The organism is Lysinibacillus phoenicis (genome assembly GCF_047238325.1).
GTDB classification, from domain to species: domain Bacteria; phylum Bacillota; class Bacilli; order Bacillales_A; family Planococcaceae; genus Lysinibacillus; species Lysinibacillus irui.
On sequence record NZ_JBDFMP010000002.1, the window covers coordinates 2,778,862 to 2,795,072 of the forward strand.

General features: G+C 36.9%; 18 protein-coding genes. 16 read left to right on the plus strand and 2 right to left on the minus strand.

The window, feature by feature from the left end; all coding sequences use genetic code 11:
- Nucleotides 1-154 precede the first annotated feature (154 nt).
- The 4 genes from noc (at nucleotide 155) to ABC382_RS15300 (ending at nucleotide 3,675) form a co-directional block, all read left to right on the plus strand.
- Entirely contained in the window at nucleotides 155-1,054 is a 900-nt protein-coding gene (gene noc, locus ABC382_RS15285) for a nucleoid occlusion protein (protein WP_322611483.1), read from the plus strand.
- A 223-nt stretch (nucleotides 1,055-1,277) separates the two neighbouring features.
- Nucleotides 1,278-2,039 (plus strand): ParA family protein, encoded by a 762-nt coding sequence (locus ABC382_RS15290; protein WP_274795096.1) that lies wholly within the window; start codon nucleotides 1,278-1,280, stop codon nucleotides 2,037-2,039.
- Entirely contained in the window at nucleotides 2,032-2,880 is an 849-nt protein-coding gene (locus tag ABC382_RS15295; RefSeq protein ID WP_312506358.1) for a ParB/RepB/Spo0J family partition protein, read from the plus strand. The genes ABC382_RS15290 and ABC382_RS15295 overlap by 8 nt, the downstream gene beginning before the upstream one ends.
- A 78-nt stretch (nucleotides 2,881-2,958) precedes the next feature.
- The gene (locus ABC382_RS15300; RefSeq protein ID WP_274795094.1) at nucleotides 2,959-3,675 is read left to right on the plus strand and encodes a DUF554 domain-containing protein; all 717 of its coding nucleotides are present in this window, start codon (nucleotides 2,959-2,961) and stop codon (nucleotides 3,673-3,675) included.
- On the opposite strand, the gene yyaC is transcribed toward ABC382_RS15300, so the two are convergent.
- On the minus strand, nucleotides 3,592-4,224 hold the full coding sequence (gene yyaC / locus ABC382_RS15305; RefSeq protein ID WP_274795093.1) for a spore protease YyaC: 633 nt from the start codon (nucleotides 4,222-4,224) through the stop codon (nucleotides 3,592-3,594). The genes ABC382_RS15300 and yyaC overlap by 84 nt on opposite strands.
- A 91-nt stretch (nucleotides 4,225-4,315) precedes the next feature.
- Between yyaC and ABC382_RS15310 the strand changes: the two genes are divergently transcribed.
- From ABC382_RS15310 to ABC382_RS15325, 4 genes are all read left to right on the plus strand, one after another.
- On the plus strand, nucleotides 4,316-5,191 hold the full coding sequence (locus ABC382_RS15310) for a mechanosensitive ion channel family protein (protein ID WP_274797397.1): 876 nt from the start codon (nucleotides 4,316-4,318) through the stop codon (nucleotides 5,189-5,191).
- 1 nt (nucleotide 5,192) lies between these two features.
- A complete protein-coding gene (locus ABC382_RS15315; RefSeq protein WP_274795092.1) occupies nucleotides 5,193-5,393 on the plus strand; it encodes a DUF951 domain-containing protein in 201 nt (66 codons plus the stop codon).
- A gap of 97 nt (nucleotides 5,394-5,490) precedes the next feature.
- Nucleotides 5,491-6,591: a redox-regulated ATPase YchF gene (gene ychF, locus ABC382_RS15320; protein ID WP_274795091.1), complete on the plus strand. Its 1,101-nt coding sequence runs from the start codon at nucleotides 5,491-5,493 to the stop codon at nucleotides 6,589-6,591.
- A gap of 39 nt (nucleotides 6,592-6,630) precedes the next feature.
- Nucleotides 6,631-7,716 carry an acyl-CoA dehydrogenase family protein gene (locus ABC382_RS15325; RefSeq protein ID WP_322611485.1) on the plus strand — a complete coding sequence of 362 codons (1,086 nt, stop codon included), beginning with the start codon at nucleotides 6,631-6,633 and terminating at the stop codon, nucleotides 7,714-7,716.
- A 49-nt stretch (nucleotides 7,717-7,765) separates the two neighbouring features.
- Here the strand turns inward: ABC382_RS15325 and ABC382_RS15330 are convergent, their stop codons facing one another.
- Nucleotides 7,766-8,335, minus strand: a complete 570-nt coding sequence (locus ABC382_RS15330; RefSeq protein WP_274795089.1) for a DUF3267 domain-containing protein — start codon at nucleotides 8,333-8,335, stop codon at nucleotides 7,766-7,768.
- Nucleotides 8,336-8,512: 177 nt separating this feature from the next.
- On the opposite strand from ABC382_RS15330, the gene rpsF reads away from it, so the two are divergent.
- The 8 genes from rpsF to ABC382_RS15370 all read left to right on the plus strand — a co-directional run bounded on the left by rpsF (nucleotide 8,513) and on the right by ABC382_RS15370 (nucleotide 16,190).
- Nucleotides 8,513-8,800: a 30S ribosomal protein S6 gene (rpsF, locus tag ABC382_RS15335; RefSeq protein ID WP_274795088.1), complete on the plus strand. Its 288-nt coding sequence runs from the start codon at nucleotides 8,513-8,515 to the stop codon at nucleotides 8,798-8,800.
- Between the two features lie 43 nt (nucleotides 8,801-8,843).
- Nucleotides 8,844-9,413: a single-stranded DNA-binding protein gene (gene ssb / locus ABC382_RS15340; protein WP_274795087.1), complete on the plus strand. Its 570-nt coding sequence runs from the start codon at nucleotides 8,844-8,846 to the stop codon at nucleotides 9,411-9,413.
- 40 nt (nucleotides 9,414-9,453) lie between these two features.
- The gene (gene rpsR, locus ABC382_RS15345) at nucleotides 9,454-9,690 is read left to right on the plus strand and encodes a 30S ribosomal protein S18 (RefSeq protein WP_012296211.1); all 237 of its coding nucleotides are present in this window, start codon (nucleotides 9,454-9,456) and stop codon (nucleotides 9,688-9,690) included.
- Between the two features lie 227 nt (nucleotides 9,691-9,917).
- Nucleotides 9,918-10,859: a YybS family protein gene (locus tag ABC382_RS15350; protein WP_274795086.1), complete on the plus strand. Its 942-nt coding sequence runs from the start codon at nucleotides 9,918-9,920 to the stop codon at nucleotides 10,857-10,859.
- A 13-nt stretch (nucleotides 10,860-10,872) separates the two neighbouring features.
- Nucleotides 10,873-12,843 carry a DHH family phosphoesterase gene (locus tag ABC382_RS15355; protein WP_274795085.1) on the plus strand — a complete coding sequence of 657 codons (1,971 nt, stop codon included), beginning with the start codon at nucleotides 10,873-10,875 and terminating at the stop codon, nucleotides 12,841-12,843.
- Nucleotides 12,843-13,289 (plus strand): 50S ribosomal protein L9, encoded by a 447-nt coding sequence (gene rplI / locus ABC382_RS15360; protein ID WP_274795084.1) that lies wholly within the window; start codon nucleotides 12,843-12,845, stop codon nucleotides 13,287-13,289. The genes ABC382_RS15355 and rplI overlap by 1 nt, the downstream gene beginning before the upstream one ends.
- 13 nt (nucleotides 13,290-13,302) lie before the next feature.
- On the plus strand, nucleotides 13,303-14,664 hold the full coding sequence (gene dnaB, locus ABC382_RS15365) for a replicative DNA helicase (protein ID WP_004233370.1): 1,362 nt from the start codon (nucleotides 13,303-13,305) through the stop codon (nucleotides 14,662-14,664).
- A gap of 236 nt (nucleotides 14,665-14,900) precedes the next feature.
- Complete coding sequence (locus ABC382_RS15370) at nucleotides 14,901-16,190, plus strand: adenylosuccinate synthase (protein WP_274795082.1); 1,290 nt, start codon at nucleotides 14,901-14,903, stop codon at nucleotides 16,188-16,190.
- Nucleotides 16,191-16,211 lie beyond the last annotated feature (21 nt).

Below are 16,211 nucleotides of genomic sequence, written 5' to 3' on the forward strand. Positions count from 1 at the left end.
AAGTAGAAAATATTTTTTCTATTTTGAGCATACATACTAGTTATGGATGGTTCACGCAAAAGACATCTATGAACTATATACATTTGGAGAAATATAATAAATAATAATAGAATGACACAGAGCAAGATAGTTACTTAAAGGTGGTGCCACTTGGATGAAAAGTCCTTTTTCACGTTTTTTTGGAGGCGGGAGTAAAACGGAGCCTATTGTGAAAAATGAAGTAGAACAAGCAGAGGCGGTTCATGCAGCGGAAGAAGTCATAAAGTTGCCTATTAATCAAATTGTACCTAACCGTTTTCAGCCACGTACTATTTTTGATGATGAAAAAATTGAGGAATTATCAAGAACCATTCATACACATGGTGTGATTCAGCCAATTGTTGTACGTAAAACATCAGAAAATCAATATGAAATCATTGCCGGTGAGCGTCGTTATCGGGCGATGAAAAAGCTACAATGGACAGAGGTCCCTGCTATTGTACGTAATTTAACTGATAAGGAAACAGCTTCTATTGCGTTAATAGAGAACTTACAGCGTGAAGAGTTAACTGCAATTGAAGAAGCGGTAGCCTATCAAAAATTATTAGAGCTTCATGAGCTTACACAGGAAGCACTTGCCCAACGACTTGGAAAAGGACAATCCACTGTAGCCAATAAATTACGTTTATTAAGGTTGCCGGAAGAAGTGCAGCAAGCCATTTTGAAGCGCCAAATATCTGAACGACATGCACGTGCATTAATCGCAGTAAAAGATCAACCATTACAATTAGAAATTTTACAACAAACGATTGATAATGATTGGAATGTTCGTCAATTAGAGGAACAAATTCAGACAATATTAAATCCAGTAACAGACGAGCAGGAAGAATCGGCACCAAAGAAAGCAAAGCCAAAGAGAAAAGCTATAAGTAAAGATGTACGCATTGCTTTAAATACGATTAAACAATCGTTAACAATGGTAACAAAAAGCGGTATTACGGTGAAAACAGAAGAAGAAGATACAGAAGAATATTATCAAATTACAGTGAAGATACCTAAAAAGAAAAAGGTGTAATAAATTATTCTAAAAAAGTAATTTAGAACTTTATCGAACACTGTACAGAGGAGATAACTCAGAAAGATAAATGAGATATCTCCTTTTTTGTATATATTCTTAATATTTTATACAACTCTCTTCAATTTTTTTGATAGAATGAGAGTTAGATAGCGGATTAAAGAGTGATTTTACAAATGATTTGTCAAAGTAAACTTTGATAGATGAAAGCAGGTGCTTTTAAATGGGTAGAATTATAGCAATCGCCAATCAAAAGGGTGGCGTAGGTAAAACAACAACTTCGGTCAATTTGAGCGCTTGCCTAGCTTATTTAGGTAAGAAAGTACTTTTAATTGATACTGATCCGCAGGGGAATACAACAAGTGGACTTGGTATTAATAAAGGAGAAATACAGGGCTGTATTTATGATGTGCTCATTGACGACGAAGATGTAGAAAATGTCATTCAAAAAACAAATGTTGAAAATTTATCAATCGTGCCAGCAACAATTTCACTTGCAGGTGCCGAAATTGAGTTGGTTTCTACTATTTCAAGAGAAGTGCGATTAAAACATGCACTGCAAAATGTTAAAGAAGATTTCGATTATATTATTATTGACTGTCCCCCCTCTTTAGGACTTTTAACAATTAATGCATTAACTGCTTCAGATGCACTGATTATCCCGGTTCAATGTGAATACTATGCATTGGAAGGGCTAAGTCAATTATTATCCACTGTTCGACTTGTTCAAAAGCATCTAAACCAGCAGCTTTATATTGATGGGGTTCTTTTAACAATGTTGGATGCACGAACAAACTTAGGTTTACAGGTTATTGATGAAGTAAAAAAATATTTCCAAGATAAAGTATATAAAACGATCATTCCTCGTAATGTGCGATTAAGTGAGGCACCAAGTCATGGTCAACCAATTATCACTTACGACGCAAAATCTAGAGGTGCAGAAGTTTATTTGGAGATGGCGAGGGAAGTGATAAAAAATGGCTAAAGGTTTAGGAAGGGGCATTGGTGCACTATTTCCAGGAGAGTCTTTAGAACAAAGTGGGCAAGTAGAAGAAATCCAATTAGATTTAATTGTTGCGAACCCATATCAGCCTCGTAAAATTTTTGATGAGGAAAGTTTACAGGAGCTAGCAGATTCTATTAAAGAGCATGGTATTTTGCAGCCAATTGCTGTTCGAAAAAAAGGACGTAAATTTGAAATTGTTGCTGGGGAACGCCGTTATAGAGCATGTCTCTTAGCTGAATTAGAGGTTATTCCTGTCATTATTAAAGAGCTATCAGATGCTCAAATGATGGAGCTAGCCATTTTAGAAAACCTCCAACGTGAGGATTTAACAGTTATTGAAGAAGCAGAAGCCTATCAGAGCTTAATGGAAAACCTACATTTAACACAAGAAGAATTATCTAAACGGCTAGGAAAAAGCAGACCACATATAGCCAATCACGTTCGTCTACTTGCTTTACCAGAAGATGTTCGTAAATTGATGAATGAAGGCACATTATCAATGGGGCAAGGACGGGCTTTACTCGGCTTGAAAAATAAAAGAAGAATTTCAGAAGTAGCCAATAAGGTAATTAACCTAGGCTTGAATGTACGTCAGGTTGAAATGCTAGTACAAAGTATCAATGAAGAAGTTTCACGTGAAACAATTCCACCAAAGAAGAAAGATATTTTTGTAGCAGCCAAAGAATCCCAATTACGTGATTATTTTGGAACAAATGTACAAATCAAAAAAACAAACAATAAAGGAAAAATTGAAATTGAATTTTATTCCGAAGATGATTTAGAACGTATTTTAGAAATTTTGAACTTACAGGAAGAATAAAATAATATTTCTATAACTTAATCAGAGCGCCAAGCAAACAGGCGCTCTCTATTTTTTAGAGAGAAGGAAGGCTTAAGTGTGGTAATACTAGGGGCATTGATTAATGCTGTGCTAATTATAGCAGGTGCATTAGTGGGGCGCATTTTTAAAAATATTCCTGAATCTATGAAATCTACGGTCCTATCCATTATTGGTTTAGCGGTCACATTGTTAGGGATAAAAATGGGCTTTGAAAGTGATAACTTTATTATATTAGTAGTAAGTTTAGTGGTAGGTACAGTAATAGGTGAATGGTTGGATTTAGATAAGCAAATGAATCGGCTTGGAAAATGGGTCGAGTCATTATTTCGAACAAAACGGAATGATCAAAACCAAATAAGCATCGCAGAGGGCTTTGTCACTGCTTCTCTAATTTTTGTTGTTGGGTCGATGGCTGTGATCGGTGCACTCGATAGTGGTCTACGTAATGATCACAATGTTTTAATTACAAAGGGATTAATAGATGGATTTACATCCATTATTTTAGCATCCACATTAGGTATAGGTGTTATGCTATCGGCTGTACCTGTCTTTGTTTATCAAGGCTTAATTGCACTTTTTGCGGGCGTTATAAGCTCCTTTATACCTGATGCGGCGCTAGAAATGTACATTACTGAAATGACTGCTGTTGGCGGCGTAATGATTATGGCAATAGGGTTAAACATTGCTGGTTTAGCTAAAATCAAAGCTGCTAACTTGCTGCCAGGTATTATCGTTGTTGGCGTTATGGTTGCCATCTTCTACACTTTTCAGTGAATAACGGTGGGCAGCTAATAATAAAGCTCTAGAAAGTTTTTCTGCCATAGCATAAGAAATATGAAGTCTTGTATTTTGTAAAACAAGCATTTCCATAAAGCCTCCAATATTGACGATTCCTTTAACGGAAATGTCTCCGATTGGAGGTAATTCTTTTTTTACAGCCTTGCCGGGAAAAATAGGACCGCTTTGAACTGAAATATGGCCAACATTTTGCTCACTGCCAAGACAGGCATCAATCGCAATAATAAAAGGTTTTGTAGTATGATTGTGTAGCTGTTGCATAGTAGAATCAAGATTTAGAGCATGTAAAGGATCTTCTAAAGAACCAACAATTTCATAGGGAAAGCTAACTGATTTTTTTAGAAAGCTACCTGTTAATGGTCCAAGTGTATCACCTGTACAGCGGTCACTGCCAATACAACAAAAAATTAAACGTTCATGATGAAACGGTATATGTTCTAAAAATAATGTGCTTAATTGCCAAACAGCATTTTTACTCTCGTGATGAAGGGAATAAGGTAGTAACATATTTGGTATAGTATTCATAAAAAAACTCACTTTCTTTTTATATTTAGAAGTGCTCAATTTTTATGCAGTATACGCAAATTTTTAGCAAGTTATTCAAGAGGTGGTAATGATGGAAGAGAATAAAAAAAAGTTAATGGAGAGATATTGGGATAAGCTCACATCTGAGGAACTTTGGGATCATGTGATTGATGCATCCATAGAGATTGTGCTCATTTTATTAGCATCATGGTTAGCTGTAAGATTAGGTAAAAAATTTATTAAAAAAGTGTTCTTAATACGAATGCGTTCCCCATTAAACCACTCAGAGCGACGTCAACGAACAATTGCAAGATTATTACAAAGTGTGATTTCTTATGTAGTTTACTTCTCAGCGATTATAGGAATTCTTTCTTCTTTAAATATAAAGGTAGCAGGGCTATTGGCCGGTGCAGGGATTGTTGGTTTAGCAATAGGTTTTGGTGCTCAAAGTTTAGTAAAGGATGTTATTACTGGATTCTTTATTATCTTTGAAGATCAATTTGGTGTAGGGGATTATATAAAAATAAATGCAGCAGAAGGTACAGTTGTAGAAATAGGTTTACGTACTACAAAAATTAATGGAGCCACGGGGGAGCAGTTCATCATCCCAAATGGTGCAATTGGTGAGGTCGTCAATTATTCTGTTAACAACTCCAAAATTTTTATAGATTTACAAATGACCACAGCTGCTGATTTTGGGAAAGCTGAAGCGGTTATTAATAAGTATTTAGAGACATTACCTACATTGCATAAGGAATTAATAACGACTCCGGTTTTTTTAGGTGTGCAAAATGTTAAAGGGACTGAGGTAACAATACGTATAGCGGCTGAAACATTACCACAGCAACAATATGGCGTTGCACGTACAATTCGCCGTGATGTTACAAAACTTTTTGAAGAAAATAACATACCAATGGCCTATCCAAAAATGATGTTCTATGGAAAAGATGAGGGGAGAAGTGAATAACATGGAAGCTAAAAAATTTGGTTTAAATGATATCGTTGAAATGAAAAAACAACATCCATGTGGTACAAATAAATGGAAGATTATTCGTATGGGCGCAGATGTCCGTATTAAATGTGAAGGGTGTCAGCATAGTGTCATGATTCCGCGCCGTGAATTTGAGAAAAAAATGAAAAAGGTTTTAATATCTGCTAATGAGGCTTAACATCAGGCATATTAGACTTTTTATGAGCGAATCAATATAATAGATAAGGTTATATGAGAGAAAATTTGAACTGAGTATAGAAAGGTTGTGTCCATTCATGGCATTAACAGCTGGAATCGTTGGTTTACCTAACGTTGGAAAATCAACATTATTTAACGCAATTACAAAAGCGGGCGCATTGGCTGCAAACTATCCATTCGCAACGATTGATCCGAACGTTGGTATCGTTGAAGTACCAGATGCACGTTTAGATAAATTAACAGAATTAGTTGTACCGAAAAAAACTGTGCCAACTGCATTTGAATTCACAGATATCGCAGGAATTGTAAAAGGTGCTTCCAAAGGTGAAGGATTAGGGAATAAATTCCTAGCTCATATTCGTGAAGTGGATGCAATTTGTCAGGTTGTACGTTGTTTTGTAGATGAAAACATTACACATGTCTCAGGTGCAGTAGATCCAATTGATGATATCGAGGTAATTAATTTAGAGCTTGCGCTAGCTGACTTAGAATCAGTAGATAAACGTATACAACGAGTTAGTAAAATGGCAAAACAAAAAGATAAAGATGCAATGATTGAAGAGCCAGTACTTCTAAAAATTAAAGAACAATTAGAAAACGGTAAACCAGCACGTGCTGCAGAACTTTCAGATGATGAGCTAAAAGTAATTAAAGGTCTTCATTTACTAACAATTAAACCAATGCTTTATGTTGCAAACGTTTCAGAAGATGAAGTAGCAGATGCAGACAACAATGAGTATGTGAAAAAAGTACGTGAGTATGCGTCAGCTGAAGGTGCTCAAGTAATTACAATTTGCGCAAAAATCGAAGAAGAAATTTCCGAGCTTGATGATGAAGAAAAAGCTATGTTCTTAGAAGAACTAGGCATTAAAGAATCAGGTTTAGATCAGCTAATCCGTACTTCTTATGATTTATTAGGATTAGCAACGTACTTTACTGCAGGTGTACAAGAAGTACGTGCTTGGACGTTCCGTAAAGGTATGAAGGCGCCACAGTGTGCAGGTATTATTCATACTGACTTTGAACGTGGCTTTATTCGAGCAGAAACGGTTGCTTATGATGATTTACTAGAGGCAGGTTCTCAAGCAGCAGCTAAAGAAGCTGGTAAAGTTCGACTTGAAGGTAAAGATTATGAAGTACAAGACGGCGATATTATGTTATTCCGCTTTAATGTATAAAAATGGACAGGGGCAATCTACAATGGTTGCCCTTTTTTGATGGATCCGTTATCAGAATTTTTAGTAATGGGGGCAGTTATACAAATGAATCTTTTACAGATTAAAGAACGCGGGTTAGAGTATGAGCAGCTTGGAAAGCTACCACAAGATGTACTTGATTTTATTTATGAACAAAAATTGTTTAAATTGTTCATGTCAAAAGAATTAGGTGGTAAGGATTTAGATTTAGTGGAAGGTGTAAAAGTATTTCAGCAGATGTCAGCTATAGATGGGAATTTTGGTTGGCTAATTACAATTGGTACAGGGGGGAATGCGTTTATTCCAACCTTCAGTGCAAATGTTTGTGAGAAAATTTTTATGCCTAAGGATGCAGTCATAGCAGGTAGTGGTTATCCAACAGGAATAGCTGTGAAAGAAGAGGGTGGTTATGTTGTAACGGGACAGTGGAAGTACTGTAGTGGCTCCAATTATGCGTCTACTTTTACAATGAACTGCTTTATTGAAGAAGACGGGATCAAAAAAGATGAAATTATTAGTTGTTCAGTGAGTCCACAAGACGTTGAGATATTGAATGATTGGTGTGCAATGGGATTGAAGGCAACAGCCAGTCATACGATTCGTGTGAATAATATTTGGGTACCCGAAGAAGCAACGTTTCAACTAGGAGCAATAAAAAATAGTTATGGCAACTCAGTACATAGCTTTCCATTTGTAACTTTTGCGGAGGCTTCGTTTTTAAGCGTTTGTCTTGGTATTACCGAAAATTTCTTAGAAGAAGCATATAAATTAACAAAGCAACGAAATCATGATATCAATCGAGCTGAACGGATTGGGGCATTACAATTTTTATTGATGCAGCAGCAGAAGCATTATAAGCAATATGAGGAGCGGTTCTATACAACATTGACTCTATATTGGCAAAAACACCAACAGGGTGTCCTTTTAACAGAAGATGAACAATCTCAATTTACACAAATGAGTAAAGAGATTGCTGCTGCTTGCGTTGACATAGCAAATCATTTAATACGAAGTCTTGGTATGGAGGCTATTACAGAAACATCTACGCTTAATCGTATATGGAGAAATTTATATACCGCAGCTCAGCACGGATTTTTAACGCCTTAAAGAATAGATAGAATCTGCAGCTATTTATCTCAATGCTACAGATTCTAACTTATAGTGAGTTATCTTCGTTCTGTTGAGTATATACGTAAAGCTTCGGTAATTTAGGATCATCTCGTACAAGAGCCTGTTTTGGGTATTTCCTTAATTCTTTATACATGGCAAAGTCACCTATTGCACCAGCCATTAAAAAAGCTCCTACGAGTATTAAAACGGTACTATTAAAATAAAACCCAGCAATTGTCGGAAGAACACCAGTCGTCCAAAAAGGTAGTAATAATGCCTTTTTCATTGCTTGGTTGGAGAGAGGTTGTACTGTAGTCGCATAAGCAACACCAAGCTCTAAATTTATGCCATATTTTAAAGCCTTCAAGGGTACTTTGCCAAAAAACATAAAACCAATTAAATGAAATACCTCATGTAGAACAATAAAAATAATGTATAGAATCACAAAGAGTACTGTACCAACAATCATATTCCAAAAAGAAAAATGAAAATCTTTAAAGCAAATATATTGAATGGCTGTAAATAATATAACAAGACCACCTGTAATAACCAAATTATCAATCATCAATTTTTTTATATCTAATTCAATAACAATTGGCTCTTTATTTGGTAGCATTGAATCGCCCCTTTCATGGAAGATTGCAATATATATTCTTATTATATACCGAATTATTAGTTTGCGACTTGAAAGATAAGTACCTATATGTTACAATTCATTGATGTGAGTAATAATATTACTTGCTCCTTGCTCCCTTACATAGGAGAGCCTAAGTCCATAAGGAGGTGTAAACAGATGAGAAAATACGAATTAATGTACATCGTACGTCCGAACATTGAAGACGAAGCGAAGAAAGCTTTAGTTGAACGTTTCAACGAAATCTTAACTTCTAACGGTGCAGAAGTCATCGAATCAAAAGAGTGGGGCAAACGCCGCTTAGCTTATGAAATTCAAGACTTCCGCGAAGGTTACTACCAAATCGTGAAAGTAAACGCTCCTTCAGAAGCAATTAACGAGTATACACGTCTAGCTAACATTAGCGAAGACATCATTCGCCACATTGCAGTTCGCGAAGAAGCTTAATTATTGACTTTTAACAAAACGCTGAAAAGGAGGTTGTATTCTGATGATAAACCGTGTCGTATTAGTTGGAAGACTAACAAAAGATCCTGAGCTACGTTATACACCGAACGGAATTGCGTCTACAAGATTTACAGTTGCTGTAAACCGTGCATTCTCAAATCAACAAGGTGAACGCGAAGCTGATTTCATTAGCTGTGTTGCATGGCGAAAACAGGCCGAAAACCTAGCGAACTTCATGCGAAAAGGAAGTTTAATTGGGGTAGAAGGTCGTATCCAAACGGGCAGTTATGAAGGACAAGACGGTAAGCGAGTATATACAACAGATGTCGTGGCGGATAGCGTACAGTTTTTAGAACCACGTAATGGTAGCGGCGCTGCTGCTCCTCAATACGGTGGTGGACAAACTTACGGTAATAACCAACCGTCATATGGCGGTGGTCAGCCACAACAACAGTTTGGTGGCGCTATGCCAGGGCAGGGTTCCTATGGCGGCGATACTTATCAACAAAATCAACCACCTATGAATCAGCCGAATTATACACGTGTAGATGAGGATCCATTTGCGAATAGCAAAGGACCGATAGAAGTATCTGAGGATGATCTTCCATTCTAATGCTTCTATAATATATAAAAAGATAAGGAGGAGACATACTATGGCACCACGTCGCGGAGGCCGCAAACGCCGTAAAGTTTGCTACTTCACTGCTAATAACATTACGCATATCGACTATAAAGATGTAGATTTATTAAAAAAATTCATCTCTGAGCGCGGTAAAATCTTACCACGTCGCGTAACTGGCACTAGCGCTAAGTACCAACGTAAATTAACTTCAGCTATCAAAGTATCTCGTATCATGGGATTACTTCCATTCGTAGCAGAAGATAAATAAGATTGATGACGTTAAGGTAACTGACCTTACATCAATTTTAAATACCAGCATATTACGATATTCGTATCGGGGTATGCTGGTTTTTTGTTATGGTAAAATGGAATTGGCAGTTGTTTGATAAAATTGATAACAAAGCATATAGTGATCTAAGCGATTTTTGTTCAACACTATGAAAAAATGGTACAATAAAGGATAGTAAGTTTGACTGAAAAAAAGGAAGGTTTTCAATGCCGAATAATCAAACAAAAGCGCTTGTCCAAGGCTCAATGATGGTTGCACTTTTTACGATATTAATGCTTATTTCTGCATATGTACCATTCATCTTTATAGTAGCTTTAATATTTGCTCCACTACCGATTGCTTGGTATAGCGCAAATTACAAGCGTTCCACATCCATACTTGTTGCAATAGTAGGCTGTATCCTAACCACGATAACAAGTGGAATATCCATGCTACCATTTGCCTTTATTTTAGGTCTAGTGGGTGTCGTAATGGGTAACGCAATTTATTTGAAGAAAAGTAAGCTCTTTTTATTTATGTCGACGGGGATTGCTAATCTAATTTCCATGGCAATTGTTTATATTGCTTATGTAAAACTGACGGGAATAGACTTTATTAATATGAGTTTAGAAGTAGCTCGTCAAAATTACGAGCAATCAAATGAATTTGCAAAGAATGTCACTGGCCAGGTAGCTATAAATCCAGAACAGCTTGAGGCAATGTTTAAAACAATTGAGCTAACTATGCCTGCAACGATTACAATATCAGCATTTTTTGCTGGATTTATTATCATTACATTAAACTTACCTGCATTAAAACGACTGGGAGTAGATATTCCTAAGTTTGCTCCGTTTCAAAATATGAGATTACCACGCTCTATTTTATGGTATTACATGATTGTTTTATGCATTAATTTATTTATGCGTCCAGAGGCCGGATCTACGTTAGATATAATTGTATTGAATGTTTCTTATATATTATGGTTGTTACTCATTCTACAAGGGATATCTTTTATCCATTACTTCATTTCAAAAAAAGGGATGCCAAATGGTGTAAAATGGGTTGCTACTTTGTTAGCTATTCCATTATCATCCTTCATGATCTTACTCGGTATCGTTGATTTAGGCTTTGACGTACGTTCACTTGTAAAGGGGAAGACTAAAGAATAAGGGGCTGATTGTAATGGGTACTTTTAGAAAACGACCAATTCGCTATCCGCTTTTTGTTCTTTCCATATTTGGAATTGTGACGTTCGTGCTTCTATGTATTTGGAATATCGGGATAGGTATCGGTTATGGAATAGGTTTTGTTTTATTGATGGCTTACACATGGAAGGTCGAAAAGATAGCTTTTGAAGAAACTGAGAAGCATATTGAATCCATTTCCTTCCGTATGAAAAAAGTTGGAGAAGAGGCATTGCTAGAAATGCCGATTGGCATATTGCTGGTTAACGAGCAATATGAAATAGAATGGTCCAACCCATATATGCAAGGCATTTTAAATATGGAGTCATTAGTTGGAGAAGGTATTGTTAATATATCTGATGACATCTATGTACTAATGAAGACCGAAGAAACAAATGAGGCTACGATTACACTACGTGATCGGAAATATCGTGTTTATTATAAAAAAGAGGAACGTCTACTGTATTTCTTTGATATAACAGAACAGATTGCCATTGAAAAGCAATACTACGCAGATCGTACAGTTATCGCTATATTATTTGTCGACAATTACGATGAAATCACGCAAGCTATGGATGACCAACCACGTAGTTTAACCAATACGATGGTTACATCAATTGTCAATGAGTGGGCTGCTGAGCATGGCGTATTTGTAAAACGAATATCATCAGATCGCTTTTTAGCAGTGTTAAACGAATCTATTTTAACAGAGCTGGAAAAGAAAAAATTTGCTATTTTAGATACCATTCGAGAAAAAACAGCTCAAAAGAATTTATCATTAACATTAAGTATTGGTGTAGGAGCTGGATCATCCTCGCTAGTAGAGTTGGGTGAATTGGCACAATCGAGTCTTGATCTTGTTCTAGGACGTGGTGGAGACCAAGTGGCGATTAAACAACCTACTGGTAAACTTAAATTTTACGGTGGGAAAACAAATCCAGTTGAAAAACGTACACGTGTTAGAGCGCGCGTTATTTCACATGCATTGCGTGATTTAATTCAAGACAGTGACCAAGTGTTTGTAATGGGACATAAAAATCCTGATATGGACTCTATTGGGGCATCTGTTGGTGTACGGAAAATGGCACAAATGAATGATGTAAAGGGTTATGTCATTATAAACTTTGATGAATTAAACGGTAGCGTTACACGACTAATGAATGAAATCGAGAGTAAATCGGATTTCTATGAAAATTTCCTTACACCTGAAGAAGCTGCTGGGAAAATGACAGAAAAATCATTGCTTGTTATCGTGGATACTCATAAGCCTAATTTAGTAATTGATGCACACTTATTAAAACTAGCTGAAAAGGTTGTTGTGATCGATCATCATCGTCGTAGTGAAGACTTTATCGAAAATCCTACACTTGTTTATATGGAGCCGTATGCGTCGTCTACGGCTGAGCTAGTAACAGAGCTACTAGAATATCAGCCGAAGCGTGCGAAGATCAATATGCTAGAGGCCACTGCTTTACTGGCAGGTATTATTGTCGATACCAAAAGCTTTACACTTCGAACGGGAGCACGTACATTTGAAGCGGCTTCTTATTTACGGACGAACGGTGCGGATACAGTATTAGTGCAGCGCCTTTTAAAAGAGGATGTGGACACATATATTGAGCGCTCTAAAATTGTGCAAACAGTCAAATTTGTAAAACCTGGAATTGCTGTTGCTGTTGGTGAAGATTCGAAAGTGTATGACTCTGTCTTAATTGCACAAACAGCAGATATTTTGCTAACTATGAAAGATGTAAGTGCATCCTTTGTCATTGCGCATCGAGCAGATGGAAAAATTGGTATAAGTGCACGATCGCTTGGAGAGGTCAATGTACAGCTAATCATGGAGAGGCTCGGCGGTGGTGGACATTTAACGAATGCCGCCTGCCAAATAGATGCTAAATCCATTGATGGCGTGAAAAAACATTTAGAAGAGGCCATAAATGAGGTCATTGAAGGGAGTTCGGACTAATGAAAGTAGTATTTTTAAAAGACGTTAAAGGAAAAGGAAAAAAAGGTGAAATTAAAAACGTAGCTGATGGCTATGCACAAAATTTCCTTATTAAAAATGGCTATGCTGCAGAAGCAAATGCTCAAGCATTAAGTCAATTAGAGGGACAAAAAAAATTAGAAGCTAAAAATGCTGCTGCTGAATTAGCTGAAGCACAAGCGTTAAAAGAAAAAGTTGAAAAATTAACAGTTGAGCTAAAAGCAAAATCTGGTGAAGGTGGCCGTCTATTTGGCTCAGTATCTACAAAGCAAATTGCTGATGCATTACAAAAAGTGCATGGTATTAAAATTGATAAACGTAAGATGACTTTACCTGAAGGTATTCGTGCACTTGGTTTTACAAATGTTCCTGTAAAACTACATCATGAAGTATCAGCAACATTAAAAGTACATGTAACGGAAGAATAAGGAGCGACGATCCATGAGTGAACCGATGATGGACCGCGTTCCACCGCATAACCGGGAGGCGGAGCAATCGGTTATCGGTGCTATTTTCCTTGAACCACAGGCGTTAATAACAGCATCAGAAATTTTATTGGCCGATGATTTTTATTTAAATGCCCATAAGAAAATTTTCGAAACGATGCTGCGTTTGAGTGATCAAGGAAAAGCGATAGATGTTGTAACAGTTACGGAAGAATTATCAGCTAAAAAAGAGATTGAAGACGTTGGCGGGCTATCTTATTTACTAGAGCTCGCCAATGCTGTCCCTACAGCTGCCAATGTCGCACATTATGCAAAAATTGTTGAGGAAAAGGCACTATTACGTCGCTTAATTCGTGTAGCTACGAAAATCGTCGAGGACGGCTATACGCGTGAGGACGAAGTAGAGGCGTTATTAGGTGAAGCAGAAAAGAAAATGATGGAGGTTGCCAATCGAAAGAACGCAGGTGACTTTAAGCATGTTAAAGATGTGCTTGTGGAAACTTTCGATAATATTGAGCAACTGCAATCACAAAAGGGAGAAGTAACAGGAATACCTACTGGCTTCCGTGATTTAGATAACATTACTGCTGGCTTCCAACGCAACGACTTAATTATTGTTGCGGCACGTCCATCTGTAGGGAAAACCGCCTTTGCGTTGAACGTTGCGCAAAGTGTTGCCGTGCAAGCACGTGAAAATGTTGCGATCTTTTCTTTAGAGATGGGTGCAGAACAACTAGTAATGCGTATGCTTTGTGCAGAAGGTAACATAGATGCACAAGTTTTACGTACAGGTGCTTTAACTACGGAAGATTGGGGTAAACTAACGATGGCAATGGGTAGTTTATCGAATTCAGGGATATTTATTGATGATACACCAGGTGTACGTATCAATGAAATTCGTGCAAAATGTCGACGTTTAGCACAAGAAAATGGACTTGGAATGATCTTAATTGATTATTTACAGTTAATTCAAGGTAGTGGTAAGCCAGGAGAAAACCGTCAGCAAGAGGTATCAGAGATTTCACGTTCCTTAAAGGGATTAGCCCGTGAATTAAAGGTTCCTGTTATTGCACTATCACAGCTATCACGTGGAGTTGAGCAACGACAAGATAAACGACCAATGATGAGTGACTTACGTGAATCGGGAAGTATTGAGCAAGATGCTGATATTGTTGCCTTTTTATACCGTGATGACTATTACGATAAAGAATCTGAGAATAAAAATATGATCGAAATTATTATTGCCAAACAACGTAATGGTCCAACAGGAACAGTTACACTTGCTTTTAAAAAGGAATTTAATAAATTCATTAATGTGGATTGGTCACAAATGCCACCACCACCGCCGCGTGATTAGTCATCATTCAGATAAGTTGCCTCTTAAGTAATGAAATATTACCCATAGATTGAATTAATCTGAATGTTCGATAATATTCATATCATTCTGTTATTAAACACGAACGTTGAATCAGATTTTTTGATTATATGTTCGTGTTTTTTAACTTTTTTTTATTGACGGGGCGTTTCTATCATTGTTACAATGATTTAGGCTTAAAAATTGAGATACAAAGGTATCTAACGGAGGTGCTGATTATGACATCAGTAGTAGTTGTAGGAACACAGTGGGGAGACGAAGGAAAAGGTAAAATTACAGATTTCCTTTCGCAAAAAGCCGATGCAATCGCTCGATTTGCAGGTGGGGATAATGCAGGACATACCATTAAAATTGATGGTGAAACATATAAACTACATTTAATTCCATCAGGGATCTTCTATAAAGAAAAAACTTCAGTAATTGGTAACGGATTAGTTGTCAATCCAAAGTCATTAGTAACAGAGCTTAAAGGCTTACAAGAACGTGGTATTGATACAGATAATCTACGTATTTCTAATCGTGCACATGTTATTTTGCCTTACCATATTAAGCAAGATATCGCTGACGAAGCTAGTCGTGGGGAAAATAAAATTGGCACAACTTGTAAAGGGATTGGGCCTTGTTATCAAGATAAAGTAGCACGTATCGGAATTCGAATGGCTGACTTACTTGATAAAGATATTTTTGAGGAAAAACTACGTCATAATTTAGCCATTAAAAATAAATTATTTGAGAAATTCTATGAAGTTGAAGGCGTAACATTCGAAGAAATTTTTGAGGAATACTATGGTTACGGTCAAGAAATTGCAAAATATGTAACAGATACATCTAAAATTTTAAATGATGTACTTGATGAAGGCGGTAAAGTGTTATTTGAAGGGGCTCAAGGTATTTTACTTGATGTAGATCAAGGTACGTATCCATATGTAACTTCTTCAAATCCCGTAGCTGGTGGAGTAGCCATTGGTGCTGGTGTTGGTCCATCACGAGTGACAAGTGTTATTGGTGTATCAAAGGCTTATACTTCTCGTGTAGGAGATGGTCCTTTCCCAACAGAGTTATTTGATGAAGTGGGACAACAAATTCGTGAGGTTGGTCGCGAATACGGTACAACAACAGGACGCCCACGTCGTGTAGGTTGGTTTGATACAGTAGTTGTTCGTCATTCACGTCGCGTAAGTGGTATCACACATCTTGCTCTAAACTCTATTGATGTTTTATCTGGCTTAGAAACAGTCAAAATCTGTACTGCCTATAATTATAAAGGTGAAACTATAACAGAGTACCCAGCAAATCTTCATATTATTGAACAATGTGAACCAATTTATGAGGAACTTCCAGGCTGGTCTGAGGATGTAACAAGCTGCCGAACTTTAGATGAACTACCTGATAATGCTCGCCGCTACGTAGAACGTATTAGTGAGTTAACAGGAATTCAAATTGCTACGTTCTCAGTTGGACCTGCTCGTGAGCAAACAAACGTTTTAGTTGATGTTTGGGAAGCATAATTTAAGATAAATGGAAATGGG